Annotated in this window: 11 protein-coding genes; 4 read left to right on the top strand and 7 right to left on the bottom strand. The window is 64.6% G+C overall.

The annotated features are described in order from the left end of the window. A complete protein-coding gene (locus tag L978_RS00075; protein ID WP_052193220.1) occupies positions 1-1,389 on the top strand; it encodes an aspartate aminotransferase family protein in 1,389 nt (462 codons plus the stop codon). A 39-nt stretch (positions 1,390-1,428) separates the two neighbouring features. On the opposite strand, the gene L978_RS00070 is transcribed toward L978_RS00075, so the two are convergent. The 3 genes from L978_RS00070 to L978_RS00060 form a co-directional block, all read right to left on the bottom strand. After that, the gene (locus L978_RS00070) at positions 1,429-2,682 is read right to left on the bottom strand and encodes an MFS transporter (RefSeq protein ID WP_047519057.1); all 1,254 of its coding nucleotides are present in this window, start codon (positions 2,680-2,682) and stop codon (positions 1,429-1,431) included. A gap of 90 nt (positions 2,683-2,772) precedes the next feature. Then, positions 2,773-3,327, bottom strand: a complete 555-nt coding sequence (locus L978_RS00065; protein ID WP_081996871.1) for an RNA polymerase sigma factor — start codon at positions 3,325-3,327, stop codon at positions 2,773-2,775. Then, entirely contained in the window at positions 3,312-3,893 is a 582-nt protein-coding gene (locus tag L978_RS00060) for a hypothetical protein (RefSeq protein ID WP_047519055.1), read from the bottom strand. The genes L978_RS00065 and L978_RS00060 overlap by 16 nt, the downstream gene beginning before the upstream one ends. 137 nt (positions 3,894-4,030) lie before the next feature. Here L978_RS00060 and L978_RS18650 point away from each other — a divergent pair, with 137 nt between their 5' ends. Then, positions 4,031-4,540, top strand: coding sequence for a hypothetical protein (locus L978_RS18650; protein WP_156118193.1), 510 nt, complete (start codon positions 4,031-4,033; stop codon positions 4,538-4,540). 234 nt (positions 4,541-4,774) lie between these two features. Here L978_RS18650 and L978_RS00055 read toward each other — a convergent pair whose 3' ends face one another. From L978_RS00055 to L978_RS00040, 4 genes are all read right to left on the bottom strand, one after another. After that, a complete protein-coding gene (locus L978_RS00055) occupies positions 4,775-5,542 on the bottom strand; it encodes a TatD family hydrolase (RefSeq protein ID WP_047519053.1) in 768 nt (255 codons plus the stop codon). Continuing rightward, the gene (locus tag L978_RS00050) at positions 5,539-6,840 is read right to left on the bottom strand and encodes a hypothetical protein (RefSeq protein ID WP_047519051.1); all 1,302 of its coding nucleotides are present in this window, start codon (positions 6,838-6,840) and stop codon (positions 5,539-5,541) included. The genes L978_RS00055 and L978_RS00050 overlap by 4 nt, the downstream gene beginning before the upstream one ends. Then, positions 6,837-7,364 carry a hypothetical protein gene (locus L978_RS18845; protein WP_197055594.1) on the bottom strand — a complete coding sequence of 176 codons (528 nt, stop codon included), beginning with the start codon at positions 7,362-7,364 and terminating at the stop codon, positions 6,837-6,839. Before L978_RS18845 ends, L978_RS00050 begins: the two co-directional genes overlap by 4 nt. Positions 7,365-7,665: 301 nt before the next feature. Then, positions 7,666-9,597 carry a P-loop NTPase fold protein gene (locus L978_RS00040; RefSeq protein WP_047519047.1) on the bottom strand — a complete coding sequence of 644 codons (1,932 nt, stop codon included), beginning with the start codon at positions 9,595-9,597 and terminating at the stop codon, positions 7,666-7,668. A gap of 875 nt (positions 9,598-10,472) precedes the next feature. Here L978_RS00040 and L978_RS18165 point away from each other — a divergent pair. Both L978_RS18165 and L978_RS00030 read left to right on the top strand, forming a co-directional pair. Then, positions 10,473-12,506, top strand: a complete 2,034-nt coding sequence (locus L978_RS18165; RefSeq protein ID WP_052193219.1) for a DEAD/DEAH box helicase family protein — start codon at positions 10,473-10,475, stop codon at positions 12,504-12,506. 296 nt (positions 12,507-12,802) lie between these two features. Beyond that, entirely contained in the window at positions 12,803-13,987 is a 1,185-nt protein-coding gene (locus tag L978_RS00030; protein ID WP_047519045.1) for a hypothetical protein, read from the top strand. Positions 13,988-14,065: the final 78 nt, after the last annotated feature.

Genomic DNA, 14,065 nt, shown 5'->3' with positions numbered 1-14,065 from the left:
ATGACGAACTTCACCGACCGCCACGGGGCCGCCCACCCGCTCCCCGCCCCCGAGGCCGAGGCGCAGGTGCGCGCGGACGACCGCGGCCATGTGTTCCACTCCTGGAGCGCGCAGGCACTGATCGACCCGCTGCCCGTCGCCACGGGCCAGGGCTCGACGTTCTGGGACTACCAGGGGAACGCCTACCTCGACTTCTCGAGCCAGCTGGTGAACCTGAACCTCGGGCACCAGCACCCCGACCTGGTCGCCGCGATCCAGCAGCAGGCGGGGCGCCTCGCGACCATCCAGCCCTCGATGGCGAACGACGTGCGCGGTGAGCTGGCGCGTCTGATCGCTGAGGTCGCACCCGATGGCCTGGAGAAGGTCTTCTTCACCAACGGCGGCGCCGAGGCCAACGAATACGCGGTGCGCATGGCACGGCAGTTCACCGGCCGGCGCAAGGTGCTCTCGATGTATCGCAGCTACCACGGCTCGACGTCGACGGCGATCTCGCTCACGGGCGACCCGCGACGCTGGGCCAATGACACGGTCGACTCCGGCGCGGTGCGCTTCTTCGGCCCGTACCTGTACCGTTCGCCGTTCCACGCCGCGACGCCGGAGCAGGAGTCCGAGCGCGCGCTCGCGCACCTCGAACAGACGATCCAGCTGGAGGGGCCGCAGACGATCGCGGCGATCATCATCGAGACCGTCGTGGGCACGAACGGCGTGCTCGTGCCACCGCCCGGCTACCTGCAGGGCGTGCGCGATCTGTGCGATCGCTACGGGATCGTGTACATCGCCGACGAGGTCATGGTCGGATTCGGTCGGCTCGGCGAGTGGTTCGGCATCGACGCGTTCGACGGGCGCCCCGACCTCATCACCTTCGCGAAGGGTGTGAACTCCGGCTACGTGCCGCTGGGCGGGGTCGTGATCTCGGACCGGATCGCGAGCGCCTTCGACACGATGCCGTTCGCCGGCGGGCTGACCTACTCCGGGCACCCGCTCGCGTGCGCGGCCGGGGTCGCGACGTTCGAGGTGTTCCGCCGCGACGGCATCCTGGAGCGCGTGCGCGACCTGGGCGCGCGTGTGGTCGAGCCGACCCTGCGTCGATGGGAGCAGACGCACCCGAGCGTCGGAGAGGTCCGCGGGCGCGGGCTCTTCTGGGCGATCGAGCTCGTGCGCGATCAGGAGACCCGCGAGCCGCTGGTGCCGTTCAACGCGACCGGAGCGGATGCCGCCCCGATGGGTGCTTTCGCCGCGGCCGCCAAGAAGGCCGGCGTCTGGCCGTTCACGCACTTCAACCGGGTGCATGTCGCTCCCCCGCTGGTGATCGACGAAGAGGAGCTGGTGCGCGGTCTGGACGCGATCGACAGCGCGCTGACCGTCGCCGACGAGGTCGCCGCCGGCTGATCCGAGATCGAGCCCCGCGCGCTCCCGCGGGGCTCGACCTCAACCGCCCGACGGGTCCGCGTTCGTGGTCGCAGAACGCTGGAGCGAGCGCAGCTTCGCCAACGGCGAGAGGGCGACGTAGAGCAGCTGCGCAGCGAATAGTGCGGTGGCGAGAAGCAGGCATCCTGTCGTGCCCCAGAACACGCTCACCAGCGCGGCCAGTGCCGCGCCGACCGGTCGGGCACCGTAGGTCGCCACGACGAGAAGGGAGGAGACGCGCCCCAGCATCTCTACCGGCGTGATCGCCTGACGGATGGACGTCGTCGTGATCGCCCAGATCACCGGGCCGAATCCGAAGAGGAAATAGCTCAGCATGGCGAGCGCGGACGTGGGTGCGACAAGTGTGACCGCCAGGGCGAGCGCGGCTCCGAAACCTCCGAGAGGACCGAGCAGCGCCGCGCCTCCGAGGCTGAGCCGCCTGGTGATCGCGGGCGAGACGGCTGCGCCCACGGCCATGCCCACTCCGCTCGCGGCGAGCGCGTACCCCACGTGCACCGGCGTCATGAGAAGGATGTCGACGGCGTAGACGACGAAGATCGCCTGGATGATGAACCAGCCGATGTTGAAGACGAACGAGGTCAGGATGATGGTGCGCAGCACCGGGATCGACCATCCGAATCGCGCGGCCTCGCGCAGGTCACGCAGGATGGGTCGGCGAGGTGCGCCGCTCTGCGGCGGGATGTCGAGGCGGAGAAGCAACAGTATGCCCAGCACGCACAGTGTGGTCGCCACGACGAAGGCACTCGATGCGCCGAGCCACGACGCGAGCAGGCCGGCAGACGCGGGGCCGGCGATGAGCGCCGCGCTCCGGCCGAGCTCCACCCAGCGGTTCGCCTGGATGAGTTGAGCCCGATCGACGAGCTGCGGCACGACCGCGGGCATCGCGACGCTGAACGCGACGGTTCCGACGGCACCGAGGAAGCCGATGAGCACGAGCTGTGGGAACGTGAGCACCTCGGTGACCAGGAGGACGATGGTCAGCGCCAAGGTCACGGCACGCAGCGACTCGGAGACGATCAGCACGGTTCTGCGGTTCAGCCTGTCCACCAGCAAGCCGACGGGGATTGCAAAGAGCAGGAACGGGAGCGTGTGAGCCACCTGCAGAACTGCTGTCTGAGCCGGGGAGGCTGAGAAGACCAGCACAGCGACCAGCGGCGCGGCGGCGAGGGACACCTGCTCGGCGAATTGGACGAGGACACCCGACCAGCCGACGCGGACGAAGGATCGGGGAAGCTTGCTCGTTACCGAAGACACATCCTCACGGTATTGATCGTCCGCGGCGGACTCCGGCGGGAATCGGACGCGGCATCTGCCGGGTGTGCGCGGCAACTCGCTGGCATTGTCTTAGGAGTCACCCTGGAGGGTGAGATCCGCCCGAAGTTTCGCGCGTGCCCGTGAGTACCTGCTACGCACGGTCGTCGGCTTCTTGCCGAGGATCTTCGCCGCCTCTGCGAGAGAGAACCCATCCCAGTGGACGAGCTGGATGATCTCGCGATCGCCCGAAGAGAGTGCCTCGAGTGCCTCCCACACGTCGTCTCGTACGGGGCGGACGTCGCCGCTGACGAGCGCTTCCCCCTTGAGTCTGTCGCTGAGTTTCCGCCTGCGAGAGAGGGCTCGTCGATGGTTTGCGAGGATGTTCCGCGCGATCCCGAACATCCACATTCGTGCGTCCACGGGCTCTGCGGGCATGGCGTCGGCCTTGCGCCACATCGTCAGCAGGACTTCACCGGTGAGGTCGGCGGCATCGTCGGTGGAGACCACCCGCCGAGCGAAGTACGCGAACAGCGCACGCTTGCTCTCGTCGATCAGGCGAGGAAGGTCGAGTCTGTCGTCGCTCCACATCCACACCAGGGCCTCAAGGGGCTCCTCGGGACGGCCGGGCATCAGTGCCGCACCCATGTGCACGTCGAAGTACCTGCGGTGCCAATATCGACCCCATTGAGCAGTGTGAACGGGATCTCCTCCACAACCGCGGTGACAACGCCCGTGGACACCGTCACGCGGTCCAGGTCTGTCTGGGTTAGATCAGGATCAACGTCGGGATCGCCGACGTTGGTGGGATCCTTCTCGCCGAGGTCGTAGCCGCGCTGGCCGATGCCGGTCCAGTCGTGCGAGGCGATCCAGTCCTTGGCCTCGGTGACGTTTGTGCCGTCCCACGAGGTGACCGCGAGGGAGTACGTGCACTCGACCGAGGTCCCCTCGTCCGTGACGTACGAGATCGGGATGACGACGTCAGGGGTGAAGTTCGGGGCAATGTAGACGACTGCCGCCATCCCGAGAACTCCGACGCCCAGGAGCGCAGCTAGTGTCGTGGCGATGCGGACGCCCCGCCGGCGACGCGGCGGGCGCACGTGCTGCTCTGCAGCGTTCCTGGCGACACGTTCGAGCATCGCGTCGAGGATTTCGGGCGACTCCGCCCACTTGTCCTGTGGCGTGAGCAGCCGGTTGAGCTGTGTGTCGTCCATGGGTTTCCTCCGATGATCCGTTCACTACTGCTCATGTCCGATCATCCCCGGAATGTTGCATCGGAGGCAGCTGCGACCTCTGAACGATCTGCCTCGTGGCGCGCGTCCTTCGAAGACGGCAGCGCGAGGCGTGCTCAATGAGCGAGGATACGGCCGACGGGTGCGCACGCCGAAGCAAAAACGGCCGACCAGTCATGATCTCTCATGTCAGATCGGTCGTCTTCTCGGTGGACCTGCTGCATGCCTATTCCAAACAATCAGGTAAGCCCGATGTGGCCGCCCAGGTTGCATCGGCCGCAGCCCAGCCGCGACGATCGCCGGCCATGCGTTCGACAGCTAAGCCTGCGCGGCGACTTCGCGGAGCCGAGATCGATGACCTGGTCGCCTGCTACGAAACGACGCGCAGCGTCAATGCGGTCGCCCGTCAGTTCCGAATCTCACGACAGACTGTCGCGAAGCATCTATCCGCGCGAGGAATCGAGGCTGTTCGACGGATGACCGCCACAGACCTGGCAGCGGCCGTCGAACAGTACGGCGTGGGAGATTCCGCGGCGAGGATCGGCCGGCGGCTCGGCTTCGATACTCAGACCGTCCTCAACGGGCTCCGGACTGTCGGCACCCCGATAAGGCCGCGCAACGGGCACTAGTCTTCAGGCTTTCAGCAGCTCCCTCAGCGTGCGGGAGGTCCGGCACAAGCACCGCGCCAACGACTGACTTAGTTGGATAGCCCGTGTGATGCCTAGGGCAGTGGTTTTCCGCCTCGGGGTGGTTAGTAGTCGCTAGTACCGCGAGGCTCTCTCACCCTCATCGCCCGGCGAGCGACCTTCGCCTACGCCCACACAGATCGCGCGAGGCACGGCGCCCATCGAGCGACAGGTGGTCTAGAGCGTCGAGAGCATCCGCTGTACGGGCGCGGGCAGGAGCAAGGCGACGTCCGTCGCTCGAACCAGATCACCGAGGGTGCGCCATAGGCGAAGCCGCATCTCGGTAGGCGAAACCTCGTACAGCCTCGCGAGCTCGCTCTCGACGTCGAGAACCGCACCAGGTTGGCGCGGCACGGGCGCCGAGCGGTCACCGGATGGGTGGTCGGTTTCGGTCAGGATTCGATCGTCCGGGATGAGCGCGACGTCAGCTGCGTGCTTCATGCCCGCGGCGTTGACTGAAAACCAACAGCCGAGCGCGACGGCCCGGGCGGTCTGCGCGGGTGTCCCCCGCCACCAGTGCAGCACGGCACCCTGGATGGGCGTCTGCTCAAGGAGGTCGAGGACGCGTTCGCACGCACCGCTGCTGTGGATAGACACGATTCGCGGCGAGCCGGCGAGTACGGTCAGGATGGCGCGGAATGTGGCCTCCTGGGTTTCCATGGGAACCTTCGATCGGCGGTCGAGGCCGACCTCGCTCACGAAGGCGGTGGTGCGCAGGAGCGATGCGAATCGTTCCTGCGTGAACTCGTTCTGTGCCGTCAGGACGCCGGGGTGGCAGCCGAGGCCCCAGATGGTCACGGCGTCGCGACGTCTTTGCGTGGACTCCAACTCGGTGAGCGATCGCGTGGCCGCGAACACGACCGCGCCGAGCCGTTCCAGGTCCCGGGCCGGGATCGTCGGCTTGATATGTGCATGGAGGTCGAGGGGTGGGAGCGCCAGCTTCATCCGACAACGCCTTGCAGTTCGTCGACGCCCGCTGCGCAGAGCGCGAGCGCGTCCTGCGCGCGGTAGCTGGCGGGCAGGGACATCGCCATGACGTCGCGGGGACGCACCCCGCGATCCACGAAGTCGCGTACCGGCTCGACAATGCTCTTGCCGCTCACGAACCCGTCGAAGCGCCCGGTGGTGTCATCCACCAGGTAGTTCGTCGCGTCCGTGATGCCGGAGGCCACGAACGCAGACCGTCGCACGAGGCAGCCGAAGCAGACGCCGCAGGCCGCGCCCGCGGGCGCGCCGCTGTAGCGTCCATCGGTGTGTGAGCACGAGTTGGTCGCGCTCAGGTACGTGGATGCCGCGTCAGTGCCGACCGCGGTGGCGACCCGGCGGAACATCTCGCCCTTGGTAATCGTCTCAAACGGATTCTCAAGCGCGCCGTGGCCACCGACGGCAGTGACGAGGGCGCTGAGGTCGCGGAGGAATCTCGGGTGGGTGGTGTGGGTGGAGAGGCTGCCGCGACGGTCAGGTCCGAGCGGCGGATTGAGGGAGGCGAAGCCGTTCTCGGGTATCCACAGCGTCGACTGGGCACGCTCGGCAACCGCGAGTCCCAGGGCGAGGAACAGGAACGAGCGCGACCTGGTCGACGTCTCGCTGCGGAACTGGGTGCCGTCGAGTCGCCTGCTCCCCCGGTTGAGGTGGAACTGATGGTGAACCTGCGTCTGCCCGGGGACGAGCCCGTCGATGGCAGTGACGAGATCGCGCTGCACCGGCGAGAGTGCGGTGAAGCTGAAGTGGGACACGAGCGCCTGTGAGCTGTCAGCGCCGAGCTCGAGGGCGGACAGCATTGCGCCGACTGCCGAGTCAGCGCCACCGCTCAGCAGGACGGTGCGGCCGTGGGGTTGCCCCTCCACCGCGAGAGGAGGGAACGCTGCGGCGGGCGCCTGCGCGAAGGCGAAGGTCCAGTGGTCTCCGGTGAGGAAGCCGATAAGTGTTGAAAGCTCGCCCGCCCGGGCGTTCCAGACTTCTGGGGTGGCGACGTCGATAGTCAGATCGAGATCGCGGGCGTTCCAGTCGGAGCCGCCGCGGGCGCGGAGTATTGATCGATCGGCGGCGAGCACCCCGAGCGCGATACGGACGAGGTCGACGTTGACGGGATTAACGGCGCCGAGTTCGTGGAGGTACGGGTCGCTAGCACCTGTAAAGGTGGTGCGGCCTGCGCCGGCCCAGAGGAAGACCTCGTCATAGGTCCCGGCGTCGAGCGCCGCTGTGGCCATCGCGTCAGACAGGGTGAGGATGAGACGGCTCATGAGGACGCCCCGAAGATCGTGCCGATGTCTCGAATTCCGGTCTCGATGGCCGTGGCCATCTCCTGCTCGCTCGCGCCCGCGCTGCCGAGGTTCGCCTGGGCGGCGTACTCGGCAGCGACGTCGCGGATCTGCTGCTCGACGCTCTGACGTTCGGCGCGGGATGCGCCCTTGTCGTGCAGGCTGGCGGCGATCTCGGTCAGTGCGGTCTCGGCGATGGTGGTTTGGATGGTCTTGCGGACCACCTCCTCCGGAGAGGGTGCCCGGTCAGCTGGGTGTTCGAGGATCCAGGAGACGACCTCGGCCGCGATATCGCGCTCCTCTGCATCGGCGAGGGTGCTGTCGGCCTTAGCCTCGAATGCAGTCTCGAGGATCTTGAGGCCGACGGCGACAGGATCCATCGCGCGGAGCTCGTCATAGTTGAGGCCGGCCCGGTCGAGAGCCGCGCGATTGCCTGCCGAGTACGCCAGCGCGAGGCTTCCCGCACGTCCCGCAGTCCGTGAGATCCGGCCGACGGAACGGGTCACCCCGCCGGATGAGCGGCCTCCGACACCAGCTCCCCCGCCGCCCCCGCCCCCACCGCCGGGGCCATCGCTGCGTCCGCCACGCGAGCGTAAGAGGAGTCGGACGGCGGGCCCGAGGTCGATCTTGGGGCCGCCAGTACCGGGCGCGCTCTGAGGACTCGACGGTGCGCCAGTACCCGCGCCTGCGCCGTCACCATCCCCGTCGCTGCCGTCAGCGCCGCCGAATCCGCCTCCGTCAAGCCACCCGGCGATGTTGTCGCGCAGGTCTTTAGCGTCGGAGCCGCCGCTGCCCCCGAAGGAACCGCTAGTGCCCACTGGTCCCCCATCCCGTCTCGACGACGCGGATCGCGTTAACCACCGGCTCGAGCGTCGCCCCAGCCTTCCATGCCTCGAGGACGACCCCATAGGTCGGCTTGTCCAGCGCGCGCAGCTTGATAACCGTTGCCGCCTCCACGTCGGCGCTGCGGATCGACCTCAGCGCGCCGATCACCTCACCAGTGACAGCCGGTTGGGTGGCGGCGATACGAATGAGGCTCTCGAACGAGAACTTCTGGATCGACGGTTGGTCACGTGTGCGGCGTCCGAGGAAGCTCACTAGTGTGCGGGCGTCCGCCTCGGGCAGGGCGCGAAGTGCCTCGTCAGTGATGCCGGAGCGATCAACCTTGAGCGACGATGTGAGCGCGGCGGCGATATCCCGGAGCCGTTCGGGAAGACCGGTGTCGACGACCTCGATCTTCGCGAACGATGCCGCGAGATACAGATATCCGGTGATCGCCGCAGCATCTAGGACGGGCGGGAGCTTCGCCCATCGGCGTATCGTGTCGCTGAAGCCATCGTCCACTGCGGGTGCAGGCGCGACCTCCTCGACGGGGACGACAGCGCGCTTGGCTCGGACGGGTGTTTTCGGTTCGGAAACCGCGGCTGCGGTCTCGCCGTCCCCCGGGGTGTCGGCCTCCGCCTCGGGAGCGCGCTCCTCCGCGGTGCCGTTAGCGGCCAGCTCGAGCGCATCGAGTTTGTCTCGCAACTGGTTGGTGGCGAGCCAGTCGAGAACCTGCGCGAAGTCCTCGGTGAGGATGCGTTCAAGAACCATCAGCTTGGCAACGGCGTCCGGAGCGAGCGTGAAGCCGCGCCGCCGCGCGATGCTTTGGCGCACGTTGAGGTCGTTGAGGAACCGCTTGATGCGTCGGGGGTTGCCGTGGAACTTCTCGTACAGGATCGGGGTCAGTCGCGACGCGGTGATCAGATGGTCGACCAGCGGGCTGCCCTCGGGAACGGCCAGCGAGTCGAGGCTCGGTGCGGTGAGCCGCAGCGCGTCGCACTGAATGATGAGGTCGGTGTACTCCGCGTCGTCCATACCTGCCTTGGCCAGGAGCAGGAAGAGATAGGCCTCCGTGTCGAAGCGGCTCAGCGCGGGCACGGGGATCGTCGTCTGGACGATCTTGTGGAGGTACAGCTTCGCGGGCGATTCCTCGTCCAGTCCACCGTCTGCGGTGTGGAACTTCTGCTGGATCGCTTCGGCCACACGTTCCTCGTCCGCCGCGATCACGAAAGACATGCCCTTGGCAGAGAGGAACAGGCGAATCGCCTCCAGAGTCTCGACCACAGTGTCCGGAAGGCACCGGTCGAGATCGTCGACGAGCACGACCACACGCGAAACATGGTTGAGCGCCGGGTCGGCGAGGAGCTCCTGGAACTGCTCCCGAAACTCGGCCATGCCCTTCTCGCCATCCAGGCTCTCGGGATCGTCGCTGACAAGCCCGAAGACGTCGTCGATCTCCGGGAGCTGCAGGGTGATCGCGGTGCGGGCCGCCATCTTGACGGCCTTGGTCCAGTTGACCTTCCGGGCGAGTTTCTTCAGCGTGTCGACCGCGGTCTTCGCAGCAGGGTCAGTGGCCTGGAACTCCGAGCTCAGCGCGCCGAGCACCTCCCCGATCAGGCTCTCCTTCGGCCCGACCGTCGGGTCGTATCGCCAGGGCTGCGTCGGCACGACAAGAACCTTGCCATCGGCGCCTTCTGACCGGACATCGATTTCCGAGACGACCAGTTCGAGGACGCTAGTCTTGCCGCTCCCCCACGCGCCGGAGAGTCCGACGGCGATCGGATCCAGGGCATCGTCGAAGATGGCGTCGGCAACCGTCTCGGCGACAGCGCGGAACGCGAGAAGATCCGTGTTCGCCGGCTCATCCGACCACAGAGGGAACGTATGCGTTTCTGGGGATGTACTCGTAGGCACCATTTGGCCTTGATTATGACAGCAAGCACGGACACGTCAACCCTGACCTGTCGGCGAGCCCTCCCATGGCAAACACGCAGGGCAAGCGTGCTGCCGGTCCTAACAAGGGCTAAGTAAGCTCAGTGAGCCTGTGATTGGCACGGCCACGCACCTCGCGAGCTCTCAAGACTCATGCGTTGCCCAAGTGATTCGTCGCGAAGACTCCCTCGGCCGTCGTGACACTCGATCCCTCGCTTCCCGGGCCGTGAGACGGAACAAGGTTGAGCACTCCTACTTCTTCCGCATCAAGCGCTACTAGGCCACTGCGAATCCCGCCGCGCCCCATCCGCGAGGTCGAGGAAGCAGCCTTCGCTCATTGCCGGGAAGTGAGACTCATCGCCGACGTCTACTCCTCGGCCGGCGGCATGCTACATCGTACGAAGTTGATCACAGAGTTGCTCACCGAGAGGCGTGGGGCGAAAGGCAGCGAGCATATTGCCGCTGGATCGCATTCTGTCCATGGGCATGCGCACGCTACAGTCGCAGATCCGCGAGGCCTGACGTGGGATAGACAGGTGGCGCTCAGCCTTGTCCAAGAGTCAGCGGAGGTGCCCGAGTGCGCAGGCGAGAGGGCGTCCCACTTGGAACGTACATCGCGCGAGCGGGCGGGCGGCTAGTTGAACGCGCAAGCACAGTATCCCCGCGTTGAGTGCGGGCAGGTACGTGTTGGATCTACCGTGGTGAGCGTTAGCAGATTCGGGTCCTACGAGCGGACCTGGCGATGTACCTCATCTCGAAAGCAACCTACCTGGTTCGTCTTGAACGTCCCCATTGACAATCAGAGCACACGGTTCTACGTTGATTCTCGTACCGTACGATACCAAACGATAGGAAACGGCATGGATACGCAGAGGACCTGGCTGACACCTGACGAAGCCTCCAAATATCTGAGCCTCGGCCGAACCAAACTGTATGAGCTTGCGCAGACAGGGAAAATCCCCGCTCAGAAGATCGACAAGCAGTGGCGCTTCAACACCACAGAGCTCGACAGCTGGCTCTCCGTCTCGAAGACGATCGGCGGCTATTTCCAGACAGTCGAAGCGAATATCGTCGACAACCAGCTGCTGCGCGAACCCCAGAAAGAGGCGTACAAGAAGCTCTATGACTTCTTCAAAGCCGACCCGAAAGACAAGGTCGCACTTGTCCAGCTGCCTGTTGGGTGTGGCAAGTCAGGTCTCGTGTCAATCGCACCGCTGGGGATCGCGGCGGGCCGCGTGCTCGTCATCACACCGAACCTCACGATCCGCAACGAGCTGAAGAACAACCTCGACATCACCAACCTGAAGTGCTTCTGGCGTCGTACCAACGTTCTGAGGAAGGTCGACATGGTGTCGGGTCCTTACGTGACAACCCTCGACACCGGCAACGTGACCGTCACGGACGAGAGCCACTTCGTCGTCACGAACGTTCAGCAGCTTTCAACCAACACAGACAAGTGGCTCAACAAGTTCCCCTCGGACTACTTCGACATGATCATCGTCGACGAAGCACACCACAGCGCCGCGGACAGCTGGCAAAAGGTGCATGATCACTTCCCGGAAGCCAAAGTCATCAACCTGACCGCGACCCCGTTCCGCAGCGACGCCAAAGAAGTCGGCGGAGAGCGGCTGTACCGATATCCGTTTCGGAGCGCTGTGACCAAGGGCTACATCAAGCGGCTCACAGCCGTTTACGTTTCGCCGCGCGAGATCGAGCTCACTTTCAAGGGCGAATCGGAGCGCACGACTCTGACGCTCGACGAAGTTATGAAGCTCCGCGACAAGGAGTGGTTCAGTCGTGGCATCGCGATGTCTGACGAATGCAATAAGTCCATCGTCGACAACAGCCTCGAAAAGTTGGAGCACCTTCGCAACGAATCGAGTATCAAGCACCAGATCGTCGCAGTCGCAATGTCGATTCCACACGCCAAGAAGATCCAGCTTTTCTACGAGGAACGCGGCTACGAGGCTGCCGTCATCCACAGTGGATTGACGGAGGACGAGCAGAGCGACGTCATGAAGCGGCTACGGAGCAACGAGCTCGACGTTGTGGTCAACGTCCAGATCCTTGGTGAAGGATTCGATCACCCGCAGCTCAGTGTCGCAGCGATATTCCGCCCGTATCGTACTCTCGCTCCATACCTGCAGTTTGTCGGCCGCATCATGCGAGTGAATGTGCAAAACGCACCTCGCGACCCGGACAACTACGGCTTCATCGTGACGCACGCCGGCATGAACCTGGATGCGCTCGTCGACGATTTCAAACTCTTCGAGAAAGATGACGAGGAGTTCTGGGCGCAGATCAACGGCGGCCTCGAACAGGAGCCCCCGCTCCCACGAGGGGCTGGTGGCGGTCGTCGAGCCATCCGTGCACCTCTCGTGGTGCACGGCGAAATAGCTGACAGCCTCTACGAGGAAGAGTTCGTCGATGATGAAGAGGAACGCCTCGAGGAGCTCCGCGGACAACTCGAGGCCCTTGGTTACGATGCTTCCTACGCCGACACCATCATTCAGGCGAAGCGGCAAGTCGATGCTGGAATGACATCCGCAGTCGATCCGTTAGCAGTCCAGCCGCAAAAGGAACTTGAGCGGCTGCGCAAACAGCTCGACATCGAAATCAGGGCCAAGGCCAAGACGGTCCTGACCAACGCCAGCCTTAGCATCGCTGGCCGAGACATTCCAACTCGTCTGATGCCGGAGATCAGCGCCGCCAACAACCTTGTCGCCGTGCTCGTGATGCTCAATCGGAACATCAAGTCTCGAGTGAACGATCACCCCAGAGATGACTGGAGCCGAGACGACTACACCAAGGCGCTCGAGCTATTGCCGGGAGTCGCGATCGAGATGGTTCGGCAGTTGATCGCAGCGAAGGAGTCGAAAAATGCCAAGAGGTAGAGCACCCTCGCTCATCAGCGCGGGCAACGGAGGACTGGACGTCGGAGAAACCAAGATCCGAAGCACCTGCGCGCGATGCAAGACGAGCCTCCCCGGTGGAACTCGCGTGGGGCTATTGAAGGTTCAAAAAGCCGGATTCACCAACGATCGACGCTTGTGCATGACCTGCGCGACTGATGTCATCGAACGAACACAGCTCGACCTGAACGCCATACGAGCTCGCCTCCTAAGTTAGGCACGTCGATCCCACGAGATGCTCGAGCCTCGTTCGAGTACGGAAGAGCTGAGAGATGCCAATGGATCATGCAGAAATTACCCCGATCGAGCTACTGAAGCAGCCGTTCGTCATTCACTCCATCAACACCTACACAAGTATCTTCGTCGAGGTGATGGCCGCCAGCCTCGACCTGACCGACGACCAAGTACAGCTGCTGCTGCGGGCGATGCACCGCCAGGCCACCGCGGTCCTCAAGAGCAAAGGAGTCGAGTATACGGATCTGAAACCAGCCCTCACGCCCCGCTCAAATCGGTACGAGGCGGCATACATCTTCGACTCATCGAAGGCGACAAGTTGGAGCTACGGAAGCGAGTTCGCGATGGCCTGGCTTCCTGCGCTCCGCGCCGCTGGGGGACCTACGCGAACGGCAATCCTTGAAGGCGACATAATCGGGCTGCCTTCGCCGACGATCTGGCAAATCCTCGACAGGCAACTCGTCCGCCCATCCGGCCAGGAGGTTCCGAGGCTTTCGAGCGAGCAATACTACGTCGTCTACTTTACGAACGTCTCCAAGGCGCAGCTCACCGCACTCGACCAAGAGATCCGCAGCAATAGCCCGGCATACCTCGGCTTCGTCGACTGTTCCGCCTGGACTCCACTGAAAACGAGCCTCCCGCTTCCGCAAGTAGCACTCCGGGTCGACAACAAGATCATAACAGCGGAAGACGATGATGGCCACGCCAACCTCCGTGCTTATCCATTCGAGGACTTCAAGTTCGACGTCGTCGGCGTCAACGAGGACCTGTACAGCACCCTGCTCGATTTCCGCATCGATATGGGAGTTCCTCAGTGGGGCGCCTCGGATAGCGCCACGGCTCTCGGGGTCCTATCCGGGACGATGCGCGACATCGCGAGCATGACACTCGAGATCAGCGAGACGCGGTTTGACTACCTGACTAGCGAAGAGCCAGGCCGCGGGCACGGAGCATCGATCCGAAAAGCGGGACTCGCCGCGTTCGACCGCCATGAGCTTGCCGCCGCAATCAAGAAGGAACTTGACAAGAGCCTCCTGTTCAACCTCCGCTCAGTTGAAGGGAGCAAAAAGGTCAACGGCGAGTCGGTCCCCGCGCCGGAGAACGACGCCCTCCTATTCACCGTGCAAGTCGAATTTCCAGACTTGGACGGCGTCCGGCAACGCTATCAAGTCGGTATCAAATACGACGCGACAGCCCATCAGGGCGAAGTCACAACGATGTTTGGGTGACCACGGCCCCCAAAGCAGCCTGATCGGCGTTTCACGACGCGCAGGCGCTTCCGGATATCCGAGCCCCCCCCCCCCCCC

Source organism: Microbacterium sp. ZOR0019, from assembly GCF_000800925.1.
In the GTDB taxonomy this organism is placed as follows: domain Bacteria; phylum Actinomycetota; class Actinomycetes; order Actinomycetales; family Microbacteriaceae; genus Microbacterium; species Microbacterium aurugineum.
Note: the sequence above shows the minus strand (reverse complement) of the source record. Positions and strands in the feature narration are given on the sequence as shown.

Excerpts from the sequence above, each read along its gene's own strand:
- L978_RS00075 (WP_052193220.1), top strand. The coding sequence starts at position 1 with ATGACGAACTTCACCGACCGCCACGGGGCCGCCCACCCGCTCCCCGCC.
- L978_RS00065 (WP_081996871.1), bottom strand. The coding sequence starts at position 3,327 with ATGGGTGCGGCACTGATGCCCGGCCGTCCCGAGGAGCCCCTTGAGGCC.
- L978_RS00060 (WP_047519055.1), bottom strand. The coding sequence starts at position 3,893 with ATGGACGACACACAGCTCAACCGGCTGCTCACGCCACAGGACAAGTGG.
- L978_RS18650 (WP_156118193.1), top strand. The coding sequence starts at position 4,031 with ATGAGCGAGGATACGGCCGACGGGTGCGCACGCCGAAGCAAAAACGGC.
- L978_RS00055 (WP_047519053.1), bottom strand. The coding sequence starts at position 5,542 with ATGAAGCTGGCGCTCCCACCCCTCGACCTCCATGCACATATCAAGCCG.
- L978_RS00050 (WP_047519051.1), bottom strand. The coding sequence starts at position 6,840 with ATGAGCCGTCTCATCCTCACCCTGTCTGACGCGATGGCCACAGCGGCG.
- L978_RS00040 (WP_047519047.1), bottom strand. The coding sequence starts at position 9,597 with ATGGTGCCTACGAGTACATCCCCAGAAACGCATACGTTCCCTCTGTGG.
- L978_RS18165 (WP_052193219.1), top strand. The coding sequence starts at position 10,473 with ATGGATACGCAGAGGACCTGGCTGACACCTGACGAAGCCTCCAAATAT.
- L978_RS00030 (WP_047519045.1), top strand. The coding sequence starts at position 12,803 with ATGGATCATGCAGAAATTACCCCGATCGAGCTACTGAAGCAGCCGTTC.